The 19,031-nt window shown below is 61.0% G+C and carries 16 protein-coding genes; 8 read left to right on the plus strand and 8 right to left on the minus strand.

Translation table 11 applies throughout. The features are described 5' to 3' along the window. Positions 1-116: 116 nt before the first annotated feature. From AO353_RS08080 to pilG, 6 genes are all read right to left on the minus strand, one after another. Positions 117-578: a chemotaxis protein CheW gene (locus AO353_RS08080; RefSeq protein ID WP_054594447.1), complete on the minus strand. Its 462-nt coding sequence runs from the start codon at positions 576-578 to the stop codon at positions 117-119. Further along, a complete protein-coding gene (locus tag AO353_RS08085; protein WP_054594448.1) occupies positions 571-6,513 on the minus strand; it encodes an Hpt domain-containing protein in 5,943 nt (1,980 codons plus the stop codon). Before AO353_RS08085 ends, AO353_RS08080 begins: the two co-directional genes overlap by 8 nt. A 38-nt stretch (positions 6,514-6,551) precedes the next feature. Then, positions 6,552-8,612 carry a methyl-accepting chemotaxis protein gene (locus tag AO353_RS08090; RefSeq protein ID WP_054594449.1) on the minus strand — a complete coding sequence of 687 codons (2,061 nt, stop codon included), beginning with the start codon at positions 8,610-8,612 and terminating at the stop codon, positions 6,552-6,554. A 186-nt stretch (positions 8,613-8,798) separates the two neighbouring features. After that, positions 8,799-9,338: a chemotaxis protein CheW gene (locus AO353_RS08095; RefSeq protein WP_054594450.1), complete on the minus strand. Its 540-nt coding sequence runs from the start codon at positions 9,336-9,338 to the stop codon at positions 8,799-8,801. A gap of 10 nt (positions 9,339-9,348) precedes the next feature. After that, positions 9,349-9,714, minus strand: coding sequence for a twitching motility response regulator PilH (gene pilH / locus AO353_RS08100; protein ID WP_019694067.1), 366 nt, complete (start codon positions 9,712-9,714; stop codon positions 9,349-9,351). 57 nt (positions 9,715-9,771) lie between these two features. Beyond that, positions 9,772-10,176 carry a twitching motility response regulator PilG gene (pilG, locus tag AO353_RS08105; protein ID WP_054594451.1) on the minus strand — a complete coding sequence of 135 codons (405 nt, stop codon included), beginning with the start codon at positions 10,174-10,176 and terminating at the stop codon, positions 9,772-9,774. 234 nt (positions 10,177-10,410) lie between these two features. Here pilG and gshB point away from each other — a divergent pair, with 234 nt between their 5' ends. The 7 genes from gshB (at position 10,411) to AO353_RS08140 (ending at position 16,489) form a co-directional block, all read left to right on the plus strand. Further along, a complete protein-coding gene (gshB, locus tag AO353_RS08110; protein ID WP_054594452.1) occupies positions 10,411-11,364 on the plus strand; it encodes a glutathione synthase in 954 nt (317 codons plus the stop codon). Between the two features lie 77 nt (positions 11,365-11,441). Then, a complete protein-coding gene (locus AO353_RS08115; RefSeq protein ID WP_054594453.1) occupies positions 11,442-12,341 on the plus strand; it encodes an energy transducer TonB in 900 nt (299 codons plus the stop codon). 240 nt (positions 12,342-12,581) lie between these two features. Further along, positions 12,582-13,151, plus strand: coding sequence for a YqgE/AlgH family protein (locus AO353_RS08120; RefSeq protein ID WP_054594454.1), 570 nt, complete (start codon positions 12,582-12,584; stop codon positions 13,149-13,151). After that, positions 13,151-13,588, plus strand: a complete 438-nt coding sequence (gene ruvX, locus AO353_RS08125; protein WP_054594455.1) for a Holliday junction resolvase RuvX — start codon at positions 13,151-13,153, stop codon at positions 13,586-13,588. Before AO353_RS08120 ends, ruvX begins: the two co-directional genes overlap by 1 nt. Before the next feature lie 95 nt (positions 13,589-13,683). Continuing rightward, positions 13,684-14,190: a bifunctional pyr operon transcriptional regulator/uracil phosphoribosyltransferase PyrR gene (pyrR, locus tag AO353_RS08130; RefSeq protein ID WP_054594456.1), complete on the plus strand. Its 507-nt coding sequence runs from the start codon at positions 13,684-13,686 to the stop codon at positions 14,188-14,190. Between the two features lie 26 nt (positions 14,191-14,216). Continuing rightward, complete coding sequence (locus AO353_RS08135) at positions 14,217-15,221, plus strand: aspartate carbamoyltransferase catalytic subunit (RefSeq protein WP_019694074.1); 1,005 nt, start codon at positions 14,217-14,219, stop codon at positions 15,219-15,221. Then, positions 15,218-16,489, plus strand: a complete 1,272-nt coding sequence (locus tag AO353_RS08140; RefSeq protein ID WP_054594457.1) for a dihydroorotase — start codon at positions 15,218-15,220, stop codon at positions 16,487-16,489. Before AO353_RS08135 ends, AO353_RS08140 begins: the two co-directional genes overlap by 4 nt. Positions 16,490-16,533: 44 nt before the next feature. Here AO353_RS08140 and AO353_RS08145 read toward each other — a convergent pair whose 3' ends face one another. Continuing rightward, positions 16,534-16,953, minus strand: coding sequence for an NINE protein (locus AO353_RS08145; RefSeq protein WP_019694078.1), 420 nt, complete (start codon positions 16,951-16,953; stop codon positions 16,534-16,536). 251 nt (positions 16,954-17,204) lie between these two features. Here AO353_RS08145 and AO353_RS08150 point away from each other — a divergent pair, with 251 nt between their 5' ends. After that, positions 17,205-17,828, plus strand: coding sequence for a C40 family peptidase (locus tag AO353_RS08150; RefSeq protein ID WP_054594458.1), 624 nt, complete (start codon positions 17,205-17,207; stop codon positions 17,826-17,828). Positions 17,829-17,972: 144 nt separating this feature from the next. On the opposite strand, the gene AO353_RS08155 is transcribed toward AO353_RS08150, so the two are convergent. Further along, the gene (locus AO353_RS08155; RefSeq protein WP_054594459.1) at positions 17,973-19,007 is read right to left on the minus strand and encodes a type IV pilus twitching motility protein PilT; all 1,035 of its coding nucleotides are present in this window, start codon (positions 19,005-19,007) and stop codon (positions 17,973-17,975) included. Between the last annotated feature and the right edge of the window lie 24 nt (positions 19,008-19,031).

Genomic DNA, 19,031 nt, shown 5'->3' on the forward strand with positions numbered 1-19,031 from the left:
CTACATCGCACAAGCCTCAGGCTTGTAGCCTGGGTGTGCAATGTTTCAAATCAAATGTCATGGACTAAAGCGGTCCCTTTGTGGGACTTATCGTTCCCCAGAAGGGACCGATCAACTCACTGCGCAACCAACCCCGCCCCCACCAACAACTCTTCCAGCGCCAGCAGGTCCGGGACTTTCGCCACGTGTTCGGCGACCTGGACCGCGGCGTGTTCCAGCGAGCACAGCGGCACGTCGACATAGCTCAACTGGCTGTCGAGCTTGTAGGAGCGTGGAATCCCTTGCACCAGCAAGGCGATGAATTTGAGGTGCGGGCGCCCGCCGAGAGCGTTGAGGACGACGATACGCGCACGGTCGCCGATCACGGTTTTGTTGCCGCAGGCCGATTCGAAACTCAACAGCGGGATTTGCCGCTCGCGCCAGGTCACCAGGCCCAGGTACCAGGGCGGTGAATCGAGGTCAAAGGCGCCGGGCTGATAGTCGATCAACTCGGCGACGGCGACATTGGGCAGGATCAGGTTGCGATCGGCCAAGGGCAGCAGCAGCCCGGTGAGGTTGCTGGTGCGGTGTTCAAGCATGGGTTTTGCTCCATAAAGCGATGCTTTCGAGCAATACCGATTCCTGGTACGGCTTGCCGAGGTAGTCGTTGACGCCGATAGCCATCGCCCGGTCGCGGTGTTTCTGGCCGGTGCGCGAGGTGATCATGATGATCGGCAGGTGCTGCAACCGTGGATCGTTGCGCACCTGCATGGCCACTTCAAAACCATCCATGCGCGGCATTTCAATGTCCAGCAGCATCAGGTCGGGCATGTGCTCTTCGAGCAACAGCATGGCGTCGACGCCGTCCTTGGCGGTTAGCACGTTCATGCCGTGGCGTTCGAGCAGGCGGCTGGTGACCTTGCGCACGGTGACCGAGTCGTCGACCACCAGGACCAGCATCGAACGCTGCGGCTCGGCCTCCGTGGCCGTCTCCTGAATGACCCGCTGCGGTGACACCTGCGTCTGCATGGCGCGGATATGCGTCAGCAGGTCGAGAATCAGCACCACCCGGCCATCGCCAAGAATGGTCGCGCCAGACAACCCCTGCACCGCCGCGAACTGCGGGCCGAGACTTTTCACCACGATTTCCCGGGTACCGGTCGTCGCATCGACCTGCACCGCGATGCGCCGCTCGTTGCACTGCACCAGCAACACCGGCAACGGCAGGCTCTGGCCCAGCAGTTTCGGGCGGACGCTGGTCTTCAGCAGCTCGCCGAGGTAGCACAGTTCATAGCGTTGCCCGGCGTATTCATATAGCGGTGGATCGAGCTGGTAATAGCCCTCCAGCTCAAAGGGCAACACGCACACGATGCCTTCGATGGTGTTCAGCGGGATCGCGTATTGATCCTCGGCACACTGCACCATCAACGCGCGGTTGACCGACACGGTGAACGGCAGACGAATGCGAAAGTGCACGCCGTGCCCAGGCACAGAGTCGATGACCATCGAGCCACCGAGTTGCCGCACTTCTTCGTGAACCACATCCATACCGACGCCACGCCCGGAGATCTGGGTGATTTTCTCGGCAGTGGAAAACCCTGGCTGCAGAATGAACTGCAACACGTCGCGATCGCTCATGTCACTACCGGGATCGAGCAACCCGCGCTTGATCGCCTTGCGCCGCACGGCATCCAGCGGCACGCCGGCACCGTCGTCGCGGATGTCGAAAATGATGTCGCCGCCCTCACGAGACAAGTCCAGGGTGATGCGGCCTTGCTCGGGTTTACCGGCCGCACGGCGGACTTCGGCGGACTCCAGACCGTGGTCGACAGCATTGCGCAGCATGTGCTCAAGCGGCGCCGCCATGCGTTCCAGCACATTGCGGTCCATCTCGCCTTCGGCGTTCCCGACAATGAACTCGACGTCTTTGCTCAACTCGCTGGAAACCTGACGAACGATGCGCTTCAAGCGCGGCAGCATCCGTTCGAACGGTACCATGCGCGAACGCATCAAGCCTTCCTGCAGTTCGGTATTGATCCGACCTTGTTGTTGCAGCAGGTTCTCTGCGTCGTGGTTGCAGTGCTCGAGGGTTTCCTTAAGGTCGAGCAAGTCGGACGCCGACTCGAACAATGCCCGCGACAACTGCTGCAACTGCGAGTGCCGATCCATTTCCAGCGGATCGAACTCTTCGTAGCCCAGGCGCTCGGCCTCAACCTGCTGCCGGCTGAGGATCCGTCCCTGGGTTTCGGTGTCGAGCCGGCGCAACTGATCGCGCATGCGCTCGATGGTGGTTTCCATTTCGCTCAGGGCGACCTGCGCATCGTTGACTTGCTGCTCGATGCGACCGCGGAAGATCGAGGTTTCCCCGGCCAGGTTGACCAGATCGTCCAGCAGTTCGGCCGACACCTTGACCATATCGGCGCCAGCGTCCGGTTGCAGCGCCGCGGCCTCTGGCTTGGCCACCGGTGCCACTTCAACCAGCGGAGCCGGTGTCGGGGCCTTGTCAGCCGTTGGGTGAGTGAAGGCCTTGATCGCGTCGATCAGGCTGTCAGCCGGCAGCACCGGCTGACCGGCGCGGGTCGCATCGAGCATCTGCGCCAACCGGTCATGGCTGCGTTGCAACAGATCGAACAACGCCGGTATGGCGTGCAGCAAGCCGGTCGACAACCCTTCGTAAAGAAATTCCAGCTCATGGGCCAGGTCGCCAATCGGGGCGATTTCGACCATTCGCGCGCCGCCCTTGAGGGTGTGCAGGTCGCGCAGCAGGGTTTCCATTTCCTGACGATTTTGCGGGTCCGCCTGCCAGCGCGACAGCGCCGCACCCGAACTGTCGATGATGTCGAAACCTTCCTCGAGGAAGATCTCCAACAGTTCCGGATCGTGGCTCGCAGCCTCATTCGCGGTCGCTGCCTCGACCACTTCAGCCGTACTGCCAGTGCCTTGCCGAAATTGCTGGATCGCCTCGATCAACGTACCCGGATCGCTCAGTGGCTGATGGTTTTGCAACTGTTCGAGCAACATCGCGAGGCGGTCGTGGCTCTGTTGCAATAACACCCCGAGCGCTGGTGAATGACTGAAGCGCCGGTCGACCAAGCCTTCATAAAGGCTTTCAAGCTCGTGGGCCAGATCGCCGACCGGCCCAACCTCGGCCATTCGTGCGCCGCCCTTGAGAGTGTGCAAGTCGCGCTGCAATGACGACAGCGGCGCAGCGCTCTCTGGATCATTGAGCCAACGCTGCAAGGCCTGTCCGGCGCTTTCGAGGATATCCACCGCTTCTTCGAGAAAGATCGAAACGATTTCATCGTCAATCGTCAACGCCTGCGCCTGCGCCTGTGCCAGCTCGCTGGTGGCGCTACCCAGTTCGGTTATGCTCAGCGTGCGGCTGCCATCGCTGCGAATCAGCCCCATGGCCGACGGATCAAGGCCCTCATTGAGCAAATCACGCAAGGCCCGCACCCGCGCCGGTTGTGAACCGACTTCCTGGCCGGCGGCCAGTTCATCAAGCATGTTGATCAGCGCTTCGTGAGCACTTTGAGCTTCATGGAAGAACCGCTCGTTGACCGCCAGGCTGCTTTCCTCCACCGCGCCGTAGAGGTCGAGCAAGGCTTCGCACAGCTCGTCCACCGGATGCAGATCGGCCAAGTGCGCGTTCTCGCCCAGGGTCGTCAATTCATCCAGCAGCGCGCTGAGTTCCTGCCGCTCGCCGGGGTGTTGCTGCCAGCGCTGCAACAGGGTTTCGGCGTCCAGCAGGATGTCCATGCCCTGGGCCAGGAATTTGTTGATCAGTTGCGGATCACGCTTGATCCGCAGCCCCGTGTTCGGCGCATTGAGGATGGCGTCCAGACGCTCGGCAAGCAGCGCCTGAGTGCGCCCGATCAAATCTTCGGCCCCCCTGATCGGCATCAGCGGATCACCGCTCAATTGCTTCAGCCCGCGCCGCAACAGTTCACCGGCTTCGAGCAGCAGCTCGACTTCGTCCAGGTCCAGCGCAATCTGGTGCGCCTTGTACTCGCGGGCCAGATGATCGAACGGCGCCGCCAGCTCGGCAATCGGCAACACACCGGCCATCGAAGCGCTGCCCTTGAGGGTGTGCAAGGCGCGTTGCAACTCATCACTGGCCTGCAACGGCACATGCTCGGCGGCCCGGTCGAGAAAACGGTCGAGGCTCTGGAGGTGGGTTTCAGCTTCGTTGCGGAAGATCTCCAGCAACTGCGGATCAAGCATCGCGTCATCCTGCAACGCAGTGTCCGGCAGGGTTTCATCCCCCTTCGCCAGGGCATGGGCGCGAGCGGCCAGGCGGTCGACATCGTCGCGCTGACGCTGGGTGTTGGCGGCGAACTCAGCGATCAGTTCAGGGAGCAGTTGCAGCACTTCATCCAGCAGCTGATAAACCGGCGGACCCGGTTCGACACTGCGTTCCAGTACCCGGTTGAGCAGATTCTCCAGCGCCCACGCCAACTCGCCCAACACCAGTGCGCGGACCATTCGCCCGCTGCCTTTCAAGGTGTGGAAGGCGCGACGCAACTCGCTCAGGACCGAGGTGCTGTCGGGGCTAGCGACCCAGCGCGGCAAGTATTCGCGCAGGATATCCAGGACTTCATCGGTCTCCTCGAGAAAGACTTCGCGCAGCTCGGCATCCACCGGCTCTTCATCGGCCGGCGGCGGCAGCAGACTGCCCGGCGTGATCAGCGCGGGCGGATTGACGGCACGGGCCGGGCTGGCCAACACCTCGGCCAGCGACTGGGTGATCTGCGGGTTATCCAGTGCCGGCAGATCCGGCAGATCCAGCATCACCAACGCCAAGCCTGGGCTCAGCACGTCTTCGGATAGCGGCAGCACCTCGCCGGGGAAATACCCCAGAGCTGCCAGACTTTGCTCGGCGACATCGAGGATTTTTTCGCCAGGCGCCTCGGGGTCTTCGCTCAAACGCTCCAGGTAATACTCGATGCTGGTAATGGCGTCGGCCAGGCTGTCGAGTTGCGGCCAATCGGGACGCGTCTGGTCTGCCAGCAGATGTTCGCGAATAAAACCGTTGCAGGCTTCCAGCAGGCTTGCCGCGCGGCTCAGCGGAATCATCGCCAACGCGCCACGCACCTGGGTCAGTAGGGCCGGAAGCGGCTGCAGGACCTGACGATCCCAATCGCTGTCGATGTAGTCGACGATCATGTCCTTGGCCTGTTGCAGGCAGATTCGCGCTTCCTTGATGACGATCTGATGGATCTGCGTCAGGTCGGTGGTCGGCAACCGGCTCTCTTCGCGGTTTTCCTCAACGGTGCCGACCATTCCGGCCAGGGTCGCCTCGACGTAAAGCAGGGCTCCGGCGACATCCATCAGGATCGCGTCGTTCGGCTCGCGCTGGCCTTGGGCCAGGCTCAGAACCACCGCCAGTTGATCGATGATCACCTTGCGCGGCTGACCGAAGCCGAGCACCGCCAGGGTGTCGGCGATTTGCCGCAGTGGCGCCAGCAGGCTGTCGAGGTCCGAGACATGTTGTCGGTCGCTGCGCACGAACAGGTCGAGGCGCTCCTTGACCCGCACCAGTTCTTCGCAGAGCGCGGCCAGCACCGAGCGCATCGCGTCGCGGTCCGGGCCGGCCAGGCGAGCGCGTTCTTCATCGACCATTGCACTGTCGGGCAACGCGTCGTCCAGGGCATAACGCTCTTTCATGGCTTGCATCTGCGCAGTGGGATGTTGTGCCTTGGCAATGTAGAACAGCAGGCTTTTGAGCAATTCAGGCGGCGCTGGCTGATTGATTTCCGAGATGCCGTGTTCGAGCAGGCGCTTGAGTTCCTTGTCAGCGTCCTTGAACAGGCTGCGCAGCGCCGGACTGTTGGCGACACTGCCGCTGAGCATGCCTTCGACCAGCGCCGAAGCGATCTGCCACAACGGGCTCAATGGCGCCCCGTCGCAGAGCATTTCGAGGCGTGCAAAGACCTTGGCCAGATAGCCGAGATTGGTGGTGTCGTCCTGTTCGCGAAGCAACCCAACCAGTCCCATCTGCAACATTTGCCGCAATTTGCGCAGCACATTCGGCAACTCGGCCGGCTCAAGCATTGCCAGCGTGTCGTCATCCAATTCGGGAAGCGCTTGCCACTGCGGGCTGAACAGGCTGGTTTCCGACAACAGGCTTTCGCCACGGGCGCTGCGCAGGTCGTTGATCAACGGCAAGACCACCAACGGCAAGTCACGGCGGGCACTGTGCACACGGTCGAGGTAAATCGGCAGTTGGCCGAGGGCTTGTTGCAGCAGGCGAATGGCTTCATCGCGGTGGCTGACGCGGTTGTGCTGCAACGCTGCCGCGAGCTGCTCCATCTCTTCGGCGAGCAACGCCGCGCCGTAGAATTCAACCATCTGCAAACTGCCGTGAACCTGATGAATCCCCGCCAGGCACTCCGCGATCGCGTGCGCCGTCAGTGGTTCTTCGAACCGGTTGTCGAGGGCCATGCTTTCAAGGGCAATAAACGCCTGCTTCAACGTTTCGGCAATTTCGCCCTTGACCCATTCGAGGGCCACATAGTCGTGCCGATCACCCATAACCACTCCCATCAAAATGCTGTTCCAGCAGGCATCGTTCAAGCCTTGTCGGCGCTGCGCTCAGGCACCGCCGGCAAGGTGAAACCAGACACCGAACGCCGCAGCTGGCTGGCCATCTTCGCCAGGTTGCCGATGCTCTCGGCAGTGGCCGTGGAGCCCGACGAGGTCTGCGTGGTGATCTGCTGGATCACGTTCATCGTCAAGGATATCTGACCCGCCGAAGACGTCTGTTGCTGCGCCGCGTTGGAAATACTCTGGATCAACGCTGCGAGCGTTTTCGATACGCCTTCGATTTCTTCCAGGGCCACCCCCGCATCCTGCGCCAGTCGCGCGCCGCGCACCACTTCGGTGGTGGTCTGCTCCATGGAAATCACCGCTTCATTGGTGTCAGTCTGGATCGCCCGCACCAAAGTTTCAATTTGTCGGGTGGCCGCCGACGAGCGCTCCGCCAGCCGCTGGACTTCATCGGCAACCACCGCAAAACCACGCCCGGCGTCACCGGCCATGGAGGCCTGGATGGCGGCGTTCAGCGCGAGAATATTGGTCTGGTCGGCAATGTCGTCGATCAGGCTGACGATGTCGCCGATTTCCTGGGACGACTCGCCCAGACGCTTGATCCGCTTGGCCGTGTCCTGAATCTGCTCACGGATATTGTCCATGCCGTGAATGGTGTTGTGCACCACCTCGTTGCCCTTGTTGGCGATCTCCACCGAGCGCTCGGCAACGGCGGACGACTCGGCGGCATTGGCCGAGACCTGATCGATGGACTGGGCCATTTCGTTGATCGCCGTCGAGGCTTCGGAAATCTGCTGGGCCTGATGCTCCGAGGCCTGGGCCAGATGCATCGCGGTCGCCTGGGTTTCCTGCACTGCGGCAGCGACCTGGCCGGCGGTCAGGTTGATGGTCGCGACCAGATCGCGCAACTGATCGACCGAGTAATTGATCGAGTCGGCGATGGTCCCGGTGAAGTCTTCGGTGACCGATGCCGTGACCGTCAGGTCGCCATCGGCGAGGTCTTCGATCTCGTCGAGCAAGCGCATGATCGCGTTCTGGTTACGTTCGTTCTTCTCGGCGGTTTCGCGTAACTGGCGATTGGTTTCACGAACCATCACCAGGCCGATCAGGATGATTGACATCAGCGCCAGCAAGCCCAGCACGTAACCGCCGATGGTGTCGGTCGAACGCCCGCCCACCATGTTTTCGAAGCCGTTGGCCAGGTGCGAGGCTTCATCGAGCAAGGTCTGCGACAAGTTGAAGATGTTGCCCGCCGACTCGCGGACCTTGAACAGTTCAGGCGAGGTTTCGAGGATCTCGTCGACCGAGCCCGAAACGAACTCGAACAGCTCGGAAATCTCGGTCAGCCGGGCACGCGCGTCATGGTCTTCGACCTCGCTGATCTTCAGGGACGGATTGCCCTGGAGCATGCCGTTGAGCACCTGGCCGAAACGCGCCGCATCACGGCCAAAGGCGTCGGCAGCCTGTTGGGCATTTTCGTCGCCAACGAGCACCGTGTTGACCGCGCCCAGGATCCGTTCGGCCAGCAACGACTGGCGCTGAGCCATGGCGACCTGAGCAGCAGGTGCGCCGCGCTGGAGCAGGATTTCGACGACTTTTTCGTACTCGACCTGCAACTGCGGCACGGTCTCGGCCAGGGTCGCGGCGACCTGATGTAGAGACAACACAGTCTGTTCGCTGGAAAGGATCGCATCGGTATTTTTCAGCAGGCGCTCCCAGTCCAGCTGCACCGCGCGCATTTCGGCGTGCACCGCGTGGGGTGCGGGTGGCAGACCGGTGGTCGGGTCACCTTTTTTCAAGTAACCCCAGCGTTGGGCGAAGTCGTTACGCGAATCACTCAGCAGCTTGAACGCCGCCGCTTTGCCGGCCGCCGCTTCAGTGGCGTTTTTGGCAATGCGCTGGGACAGCACGCGCAGCTCTCCGGCGTGACCGATGTACTGCTTGTCGTAGGAGGCCTGGGTATTGAGGTAAGCGAAGTTGGCGAACAGCAACACGATGAACACGATCAGCGCCATGAACAGCACAATGATCTGTGCACGACTGCGCGACCCTTCCGTAGCCTTGCCTGTATTTGCTTTTATCATCGATCCTCGCCTAAAAGATCGCGATCCGTAGCAGCTGGCGAAGCCTGCGTCCGGCCGCGAAGCGGTCGTAAATCCTGCCAACCTTTTCAACCTGACACTCTGCGGTGCCTGGTTTTGCGAGTGCTCCGCACTCGAACGCAGCCTTCGGCAGCTGCTACAGGGATAGTGCCAACCCGTCCGTCGTGTTTACAGGGCTACATCCATGAACCGTGGGGACTGCACCAGGGCAAACGGGCTGAAGACCTGCCACCGTTGCTCGCGTTCGAACTGTCCCTTTATGAAAAGTCCCGCCGCACCACCCTGAGCGTCCAGTGATGCCGGCTCGAAACTGGCCTGATTGAAGTGCTGCATGCCGAGCACCTCATCGACCATCAACCCGACGAACAGCTCTTTATACTCAACGACCAGTACGCGCCGCTGTTTGCGCAGCGCAGACAACTCAATCCCGAGGAAACCGCATAGGTCCATGACCGGCAACAGTCGTCCGCGCAGGTTACCCACGCCCCTGACCCACGACTTGACCCCCGGCAACTGAGTCAGACGCGGCTCGTGCAACACCTCGCTGACCTCGCCCATCGGCGCCACGTACCAGCGCTCGCCGAGGCGAAAGCCGATCCCGCTCCAGCCGTGATTGCGGGTTTGCTGCGAAGGCAGGTCCGCCGCCAGCAGGCGGCAGCGCTGATCGATCTGCAGCAGCAGCTCGAAGGCGGTCAGCGACTCGGCCATGGGTCGGCCGTCAGCCTGCCAGCACGTTGTTCAGGGTCTTGATCAGGGTGTCTTCTTCCACCGGCTTGGTGAGGTAGTCCCTGGCGCCCTGGCGGGTGCCCCAGACCTTGTCGGTTTCCTGATCCTTGGTGGTGATGATGATCACCGGGATGTGCCCGGTTTCCGGGTCTTTGGTCAGCTGGCGGGTGGCCTGGAAACCGTTGAGGCCGGGCATGACGATGTCCATCAGCACCGCGTCGGGTTTTTCCTGGCGGGCCAGTGCCACACCGTCTGCACCGTTTTCGGCTTTCAACACTTCGTGACCGTGCTTTTCCAGCATGCCGGTCAGTTTGTACATTTCGGTCGGCGAATCATCGACGATCAGAATACGTGCCATGGTCTTCCCCATTCTTGTAGACGCCGGGCCCGCTGGCCGAGCGTCACTGTGCGTGTCTTACTGCGGCGAAACAACGACAAAGCCCGGTACATGGGCCTGGATCGCACTCAGCAGTTCTTCCTTGCTGAAAGGCTTGGTCAAAAACTGGTCGGAGCCGACGATGCGCCCCTTGGCCTTGTCGAACAACCCGTCCTTGGACGACAGCATAATCACTGGCGTGGACTTGAACGCGCTGTTGTTCTTGATCAACGCGCAGGTCTGATAGCCATCCAGACGCGGCATCATGATGTCGACAAAGATGATGCCGGGATGATTGTCGGCAATCTTGGCCAGGGCATCGAAACCATCGATGGCCGTGATGACCTCACAGCCTACGTTTTTCAACAACGTTTCGGCGGTACGGCGAATCGTTTTCGAATCGTCGATCACCATGACCTTCAAGGCGCTGGAATGCTGTTCCATATCTGCTCTACCGTCGCCTTTGCGAATCAAATTGTCGTTTGCGGCTTACCGAGGGCCCGAAACCCTTGATGCTCAAGGGCCAGAACGATATGGCAGCCTTTTTAGCACAGTCTCCAAATCCAATCTATCGAGCAACCTTCGAGGTGGTTTTTCCTTGACCGGGAACACACTGGGCGCCACTCTGACGCCACTTTTTCATGTCGCTTCGACCACCCAAATTTCGAGGAAAAACCCATGAGCGTTCGCGTCGGGATTGTCATGGACCCTATCGCCAGCATTTCCTATAAAAAGGATAGCTCGCTGGCCATGCTGTTGGCCGCCCAGGCGCGCGGCTGGACGCTGTTCTATATGGAACAGCGCGATCTGTACCAGGCCGAAGGTGAAGCCCGGGCGCGGATGCGTCCTTTGAAAGTCTTCGCCAATCCGGAAAAATGGTTCGAACTGGAAGCCGAAACCGACGCGCTGCTAAGCGATCTGGACGTGATCCTGATGCGCAAGGATCCGCCGTTCGACATGGAGTTCGTTTACTCCACCTACTTGCTGGAGCAAGCCGAGCGCGCGGGCGTGCTGGTGGTCAACAAGCCGCAGAGCCTGCGCGACTGCAATGAAAAACTGTTCGCCACACTGTTCCCGCAGTGCACGCCGCCGACCGTGGTCAGCCGCCGTCCCGATGTACTGCGCGAGTTCGCCGATCATCATGGTGATGTGATTCTCAAGCCGCTGGACGGCATGGGGGGTGCGTCGATCTTCCGTCACACCAAGGGCCATCCGAACCTGTCGGTGATCCTCGAAACCCTGACCCACCACGGCAAGCAGCAGATCATGGCGCAGGGTTACCTGCCGGCGATCAAGGACGGCGACAAGCGCATCCTGATGATCGATGGCGAACCGGTGGATTACTGCCTGGCGCGGATTCCCGCCGCTGGCGAAACCCGTGGCAACCTGGCTGCCGGCGGTCGTGGCGAAGCACGCCCGCTGACCGACAAGGACCGCTGGATCGCCGCACAGGTCGGCCCGACCCTGCGTGAAAAGGGCTTGCTGTTCGTCGGCCTCGACGTAATCGGCGAGCACCTGACCGAAATCAACGTCACCAGTCCGACCTGTATTCGCGAGATCGACAACGCTTTTGGCACGAACATCGGCGAAATGCTGATGGCTGCCATCGATCAGAAGCTTAAAGCGCGTTGATATAGAACACCCAAGTTACGACCAACATTGCGTTATCATGCCCGGCCTGTGAAAAACGCGATGTTGGTTTTCTTGTTATGACACTTCCGTCCGATCTGCCTCCCGAACTCGCCCACCGTGGCGTGCGCCCGGCCGATCGCCTCGGTTTTACCCTGTTTCTTGCGGCGCTGATTCACCTGGCCTTGCTGTTGGGCATCGGGTTCACCTTTGTCGAACCCAAGCAGATCAGCAGAACCCTGGAAATCACCCTCGCCACCTTCAAAAGCGAAAAGAAGCCTGCAAAAGCCGATTTCCTCGCCCAGGAAAACCAGCAAGGCAGCGGCACCCTGGATAAAAAAGCGATCCCCAAGACCACCGAGATCGCACCATTCCAGGACAACAAGGTACAAAAAGTCTCGCCCCCGCCATCGGTCAAACCCCAGGTAGAGGAAGCCGCGCCGAAAGCCGCCGTGACCACTATCGCACCCGCGCCAAAGAAAGCCGTGGCCAAGAAACAAGAGGTCAAGGCCGAGCCGACGCCCAAGGCCGTGACACCGACATTCGACAGCTCGCAGCTGTCCAGCGACATTGCCAGCCTGGAAGCGGAACTGGCCAACGAACAACAGCTGTATGCCAAGCGCCCGCGTATCCACCGTCTGAGCGCCGCCTCGACCATGCGCGACAAGGGCGCCTGGTATAAGGACGAATGGCGCAAGAAGGTCGAGCGTATCGGTAATTTGAACTACCCCGAAGAAGCCCGGCGCAAGCAGATCTATGGCAACTTGCGACTGATGGTCTCGATCAACCACGACGGCTCGCTGTATGAAGTGCTGGTGCTGGAATCCTCCGGCCAGCCGCTGCTGGATCAAGCCGCACAGCGCATCGTCCGCCTGGCCGCACCGTTTGCGCCGTTTACCGGCGACCTGTCGGATATCGACCGGCTGGAAATCATTCGCACATGGAAATTTGCACGCGGAGACAAGCTCTCCAGTAACTGACGCTGGCGCTCATCTGTGGCGAGGGAGCTTGCTCCCGCTGGGCTGCGAAGCGGCCCCAAAAGCGGCAACCCCATTCAATCGGGCACAACGCGCCAGCTGGATTGCGACTGCTACGCCCGAGCGCGGACCGGCCGAGCGGGAGCAAGCTCCCTCGCCACAGGGGCCTGCGGTGAATCCAATCAGCATTTCCTGCGCATCCCCAGCTTGTCAGTTTGCCCCTCCAACGCCACACTAGCGCCTATGAAGAACGTCAGCCCGAGCTACCTCAAGCATCACTTCCTGATCGCCATGCCTCACATGGCCGACCCGAACTTTGCGCACACCTTGACCTACATCGTCGAGCACACGGCCAATGGTGCCATGGGGTTGATCATCAACCGCCCACAAGACCTGAGCCTGGCGGACATTCTCGAGCAATTGCGCCCAGACATCGAACCCTCGCCACTGTGCCAGCACGTGCCGATTTTCACTGGCGGCCCGGTACAGACCGATCGCGGTTTTGTCCTGCACCCGATCGGCTCGACGTATCAGGCAACGGTCGAACTGGATGGCCTGGCGCTGTCCACCTCCCAGGACGTGCTGTTTGCCATCGCCGATGGCATTGGCCCGAGCAAAAGCCTGATCGCCCTCGGCTACGCCGGTTGGGAACCCGGGCAGCTGGAAACCGAGCTGGCCGACAATGCCTGGCTGACCTGCCCGTTCGATGCCGACATCCTGTTCAACACCAGCAGCGAATTGCGCCTGGAAGCAGCCGCCAAGCGCCTGGGCATCAACCTCAGCCTGCTGACCAGCCAGGCAGGACACGCCTGATGGCCCTGCGTCTGATTCTGGGTTTTGACTACGGCACCAAACAGATCGGCGTCGCGGTCGGCCAGGTGATTACCGGCCAGGCCCGCGAGCTCTGCACCTTGAAGGCGCAAAACGGCATTCCTGACTGGAATCAGGTCGAAGCCCTGATCAAGGAATGGAAACCCGACGCTGTGGTGGTCGGCCTCCCGCTGAACATGGACGGCACGCCCAGTGACATGTGCTTGCGCGCCGAGAAATTCGCCCGCCGCCTGAATGGCCGCTACAACCTGCCCTTCTATACCCACGATGAACGTCTGACCACCTTTGAGGCCAAAGGTGAACGGCGGGCACAGGGCGGGCAGAAAGGCAGTTACCGCGACAACCCGGTCGACGCCATCGCTGCCGCCCTGCTGCTGCAAGGCTGGCTCGACGAAAACACTGCACTGTTCGAATCCTGAAAGCCGAATCCTGAAGAGGCGCCACAGTGCCTCTCTTCGCTACAACCCGAGCCGCACTGTGCACGCAGCGTGCTCGGGCCCATGAAGGAGCAACCATGAGCCTGCCCAATCCCGCCGAACTGATCAGCCAAATGGCGGTCCGTCTCAAGGCCCATCTTGAACACCGTGGCATCAGCGAACCGCGCTACATCGGCATTCGCACCGGTGGCGTGTGGGTCGCCCAGGCCTTGCTCGAAGAGCTAGGCAGCGACGCGCCACTGGGCACCCTGGACGTTTCCTTCTACCGCGACGACTTCAGCCAGAGCGGCCTGCATCCGCAGGTTCGCCCTTCGGCACTGCCGTTCGAAATCGAAGGCCAGCACCTGGTGTTGATCGACGACGTGCTGATGAGCGGTCGGACGATCCGCGCCGCCATGAACGAACTCTTCGACTACGGCCGTCCGGCCAGCATCACCCTGGTGTGCTTGCTCGATCTGGATGCCGGCGAGCTGCCAATCCGCCCGGACGTGGTGGGCGCCACCCTGTCGCTGGCGGCCCACGAACGGGTCAAGCTGACCGGCCCTGACCCGCTGCAGCTCGAACTGCAAGACCTCGCCCTTTAATTCGCCCTTTTAAAGAGTCCATTGCGATGACGCCTTTAGACACCAAGCGCCCGCTGCAGCTCAATGATCAGGGCCAGCTGCGCCACTTCCTCTCGCTCGACGGTCTGCGCCGCGAGCTGCTGACGGAAATCCTCGACACCGCCGACTCATTCCTTGAAGTCGGCGCACGGGCGGTAAAGAAAGTCCCGCTGCTGCGCGGCAAGACCGTGTGCAACGTGTTCTTCGAAAACTCCACCCGCACCCGTACCACCTTCGAACTGGCAGCCCAGCGGCTGTCGGCAGACGTGATCACCCTGAACGTGTCGACGTCGTCGGCGAGCAAGGGGGAAACCCTGCTCGACACCCTGCGCAACCTTGAAGCCATGGCCGCCGACATGTTCGTGGTGCGCCACGGCGACTCTGGCGCCGCGCACTTCATCGCCGAACATGTTTGCCCACAGGTGGCGATCATCAACGGTGGTGACGGCCGTCACGCCCACCCGACCCAGGGTATGCTCGACATGCTGACCATCCGTCGGCACAAAGGCAGCTTTGAAAACCTGTCGGTGGCCATCGTCGGCGACATCCTGCACTCACGGGTTGCACGCTCGAACATGCTCGCGCTGAAAACCCTCGGCTGCCCGGACATCCGCGTGATCGCGCCGAAAACCCTGCTGCCGATCGGTATCGAACAGTACGGCGTGAAGGTCTACACCGACATGACCGAAGGCCTGAAGGACGTCGACGTGGTGATCATGCTGCGCCTGCAGCGTGAACGCATGACCGGCGGCCTGCTGCCGAGCGAGGGCGAGTTCTATCGCCTGTTCGGCCTGACCACTGCGCGCCTGGCCGGCGCCAAACCGGATGCCATCGTCATGCACCCGGGCCCGATCAACCGGGGCGTGGAGATCGAATCGGCGGTGGCCGACGGTCCGCACTCGGTGATTCTCAATCAGGTGACCTACGGGATCGCCATTCGTATGGCCGTGTTGTCCATGGCCATGAGCGGGCAGACTGCCCAGCGCCAATTCGAGCAGGAGAAGGCCCAGTGAAGCTCAGCATTCTCGGCGCCCGCGTCATCGATCCAAGCAGCGGCCTGGATCAAGTCACCGATATTCACATTGAAGCCTGCAAGATAGTCGCCATAGGCGCCGCTCCAGCCGGTTTCGTCGCTGTCGAGACCCTTGAGGCCAAAGGCCTGGTGGTCGCCCCCGGCCTCGTCGACCTGAACGTCGCCCTGCGCGAACCGGGTTACAGCCGCAAAGGCACGATTGCCAGTGAAACCCGCGCCGCTGCGGCCGGCGGCGTCACCAGCCTGTGCTGCCCGCCACGGACCAAACCGGTGCTGGACACCTCCGCCGTGGCTGAGCTGATCCTCGACCGCGCCCGCGAAGCCGGTAATGCCAAAGTGTTCCCGATTGGCGCCCTGAGCAAAGGGCTGGACGGCGAACAGCTGGCGGAACTGATTGCCCTGCGCGATGCTGGCTGCATTGCATTCGGCAATGGCCTCGAGAGTTTCCGCAACACCCGGACCCTGTGCCGGGCACTGGAATACGCGGCGACGTTCGACCTGACGGTGATCTTCCATTCGCAGGATCATGACCTCGCCGAAGGTGGCCTGGCTCACGAAGGCCCGACCGCGAGTTTCCTCGGCTTGCCGGGGATTCCCGAAACCGCTGAAACCGTGGCCCTGGCCCGCGATCTGCTGCTGGTCGAACAAACCGGCGTACGTGCGCACTTCAGCCAGCTCACCAGCGCCCGCGGCGTGGCATTGATTGCCCAGGCTCAGGCCCGGGGCATGAAAGTGACGGCCGATGTGGCGTTGTATCAGTTGATCCTCACTGACGAGGCGCTGATCGACTTCAACAGCCTGTACCACGTCCAGCCGCCGCTACGCACCCGCGCTGACCGCGATGGCCTGCGCGCTGCCGTGAAGTCGGGGGTGGTTCAAGCCATCTCCAGCCATCACCAGCCGCACGAGCGCGACGCCAAGCTGGCACCGTTCGGCGCGACCGAGCCGGGCATCAGCAGCGTTGAACTGCTACTGCCGCTGGCCCTGACGCTGGTAGAAGACGGTTTGCTCGACCTGCCGACGCTGCTGGCACGCTTGAGTGCTGGTCCGGCCGATGCCCTGCGCCTGCCGGTAGGCAAGCTGGCGGTGGGCGCTCCGGCGGATCTGGTGGTGTTCGATCCAGCCGCCTCCACCGTAGCCGGTGAGCACTGGCTGTCGAAAGGCGAAAACTGCCCGTTCCTCGGCCATAGCCTGCCAGGCGTGGTGCGCTACACCCTGGTGGACGGACGGATCAGCCACCAGGCGTAAAACGCGTCACCTGTGGCGAGGGGGCTTGCCCCCTCACCACATATTCAGCGGCTCTGCGCGTTACGCACCGATATCTGGTCATTCAATGTCCAGAAGTCATACAGCACCCCCAGAAAGAACAACCCGCCGGTCACCAGGTACAGCAGGCCCGTCAGCCACTTGCCTTGGTACATGCGGTGCAGACCAAACACGCCCAGGAAGGTCAGCAGGATCCAGGCAACGTTGTACTCGATAGGACCAGCGGTAAAACGCAGGTCCGCTTCACGGTCCATCGCCGGGATCAGGAACAGGTCGATCAGCCAGCCAATGCCCAGCAACCCGAAGGTGAAAAACCAGATCGTACCGGTCACCGGCTTACCGTAATAGAAACGGTGAGAGCCGGTAAAACCGAAAATCCACAGCAGGTAACCGATCACCTTACTGTGGGTGTCCTGGTGTGAAACATCCTGACGATAGGTGTTCATGGGTTCCCTCATTTGCCTCGATAGATAAATATTCTTGAATTCTTTGTGACTTTTTTACAGGCGACCGACGTGTGGCAAATGCTACCTTGTCTCCCGTCAAAGCCTTGTAACACCTGACTTCTGTCCGACAATTGAGTCCGTTTGCCGCTTCTTTGCTGCAGTTGACCCCCGGGTTGAATCGACCAACGGCCTCGGAAAGGACAAAAAAGCTGTTATAAAGTTGCGCGCTTACCTACATAGAGCCTTGCCTAATGCGTCCATTTTTCAAGACATGGCTAACCATTTGCCTATTAATGCCACTGGCCGCCCACGCCACCAATCGTGAGCAACGTCTTCCGAACGTTAATGGTTACACCCCAAAATCTCATGTTTCTGCCGTCACCAGCAAAAACAAACACGCTGTAAAAGGTCTGACTCACCTGAGCAAGGCCGACAGCAAACCGGTCCCGCCAATGGGAGCCAAACAAAGCAGCAATGTACTGAGCCGTGCAGTAAACGTGCTTGGCACTCCTTATCGTTGGGGCGGCAGTAGCCCAAGTAAAGGCTTCGATTGCAGCGGGCTGGTGAAATACGCCTTCAATGGCGTGGGTGCGGCTGATCTGCCACGCACATCCAACGCCATGGCCGCCGGTCACGGACAGAAAGTCGATCGCAAGGACTTGAAGCCGGGCGACCTGATTTTCTTCAATATCAAGAGCCGAAAGGTCAACCACGTCGCCATTTACCTGGGCAACGACCGCTTCATCCACGCACCGCGTCGTGGCAAGTCGGTGACCATCGACACCCTGAAGAAACCGTACTGGGAAAGCCATTACGTGGTTGCCAAGCGGGTTGAAACGAAAGAATCGAAAACCCTGCGCCTAGCTCAGCGCTAATCCGAAGCAAGATCATTGTGGCGAGGGAGCTTGCTCCCGCCCGACCGGGCTGGCGCTCCAGTGCGCAGCGCTCGCAGGTTTTTGGGGCCGCTTCGCGCCCCAGCGGGAGCAAGCTCCCTCGCCACAGGTTTGCATTCAACCCCTTCAAAAATTATCCGGTGACCGCGCCCTCTCCCGCGCATGCTCGCGAGTGATCAGGCCTTTGTTCACCAGATCCTTCAAGCTCATATCCAGCGTCTGCATTCCCAACGAACCCCCGGTCTGAATCGACGAGTACATCTGTGCAATCTTGTCTTCGCGGATCAGGTTACGGATTGCCGAGGTGCCCAGCATGATTTCGTGAGCCGCCACCCGGCCACCACCGATTTTCTTGATGAGGCTCTGGGAAATCACTGCCTGCAGTGACTCGGAGAGCATCGAACGCACCATCGACTTCTCGTCCCCCGGAAAGACGTCCACCACCCGATCGATGGTTTTCGCCGCCGAGTTGGTGTGCAGGGTGCCAAAGACCAGATGCCCGGTCTCGGCCGCCGTCAGCGCCAGGCGGATAGTCTCCAGATCACGCATTTCCCCTACCAGAATCACATCCGGGTCCTCGCGCAATGCCGAACGCAACGCCGTAGCGAAACTGCGCGTATCGCGGTGCACTTCACGCTGATTGATCAGGCATTTGCGTGATTCATGGAGGAACTCGATAGGGTCTTCGATGGTGAGGATATGGTGATGCCGGTGGTTATTCAGGTAATCGATCATTGCCGCCTGGGTGGTCGACTTACCGGAACCTGTCGGCCCGGTGACCAGCACCAGCCCGCGCGAGACCTCGGCAATACGGCGAAACACATTCCCCATGCCCAGATCTTCCATGCTCTGGATTTTCGACGGGATGGTCCGGAACACCGCGCCCGGGCCGCGGTACTGATTGAACGCATTGACCCGAAAGCGCGCCACACCCGGCGCCTCGAAGGAAAAGTCGGTCTCCAGCGCCTGCTCGAACTCCACCCGCTGCTTGTCGTTCATGATCGCGTAGATCAGCTCGCGCACCTGCTTGTCATCCAGCGCCGGCAGGTTGATCCGCCGCACATCGCCATCGACCCGGATCATCGGCGGCAGCCCCGCCGACAGGTGCAAGTCGGAAGCCCCTTGTTTGGCGCTGAACGCCAGCAGTTCAGTGATATCCATAGCACTCCCCAATTCCAGTAGAAT

Source organism: Pseudomonas fluorescens (genome assembly GCF_001307155.1).
Taxonomy (GTDB): domain Bacteria; phylum Pseudomonadota; class Gammaproteobacteria; order Pseudomonadales; family Pseudomonadaceae; genus Aquipseudomonas; species Aquipseudomonas helvetica.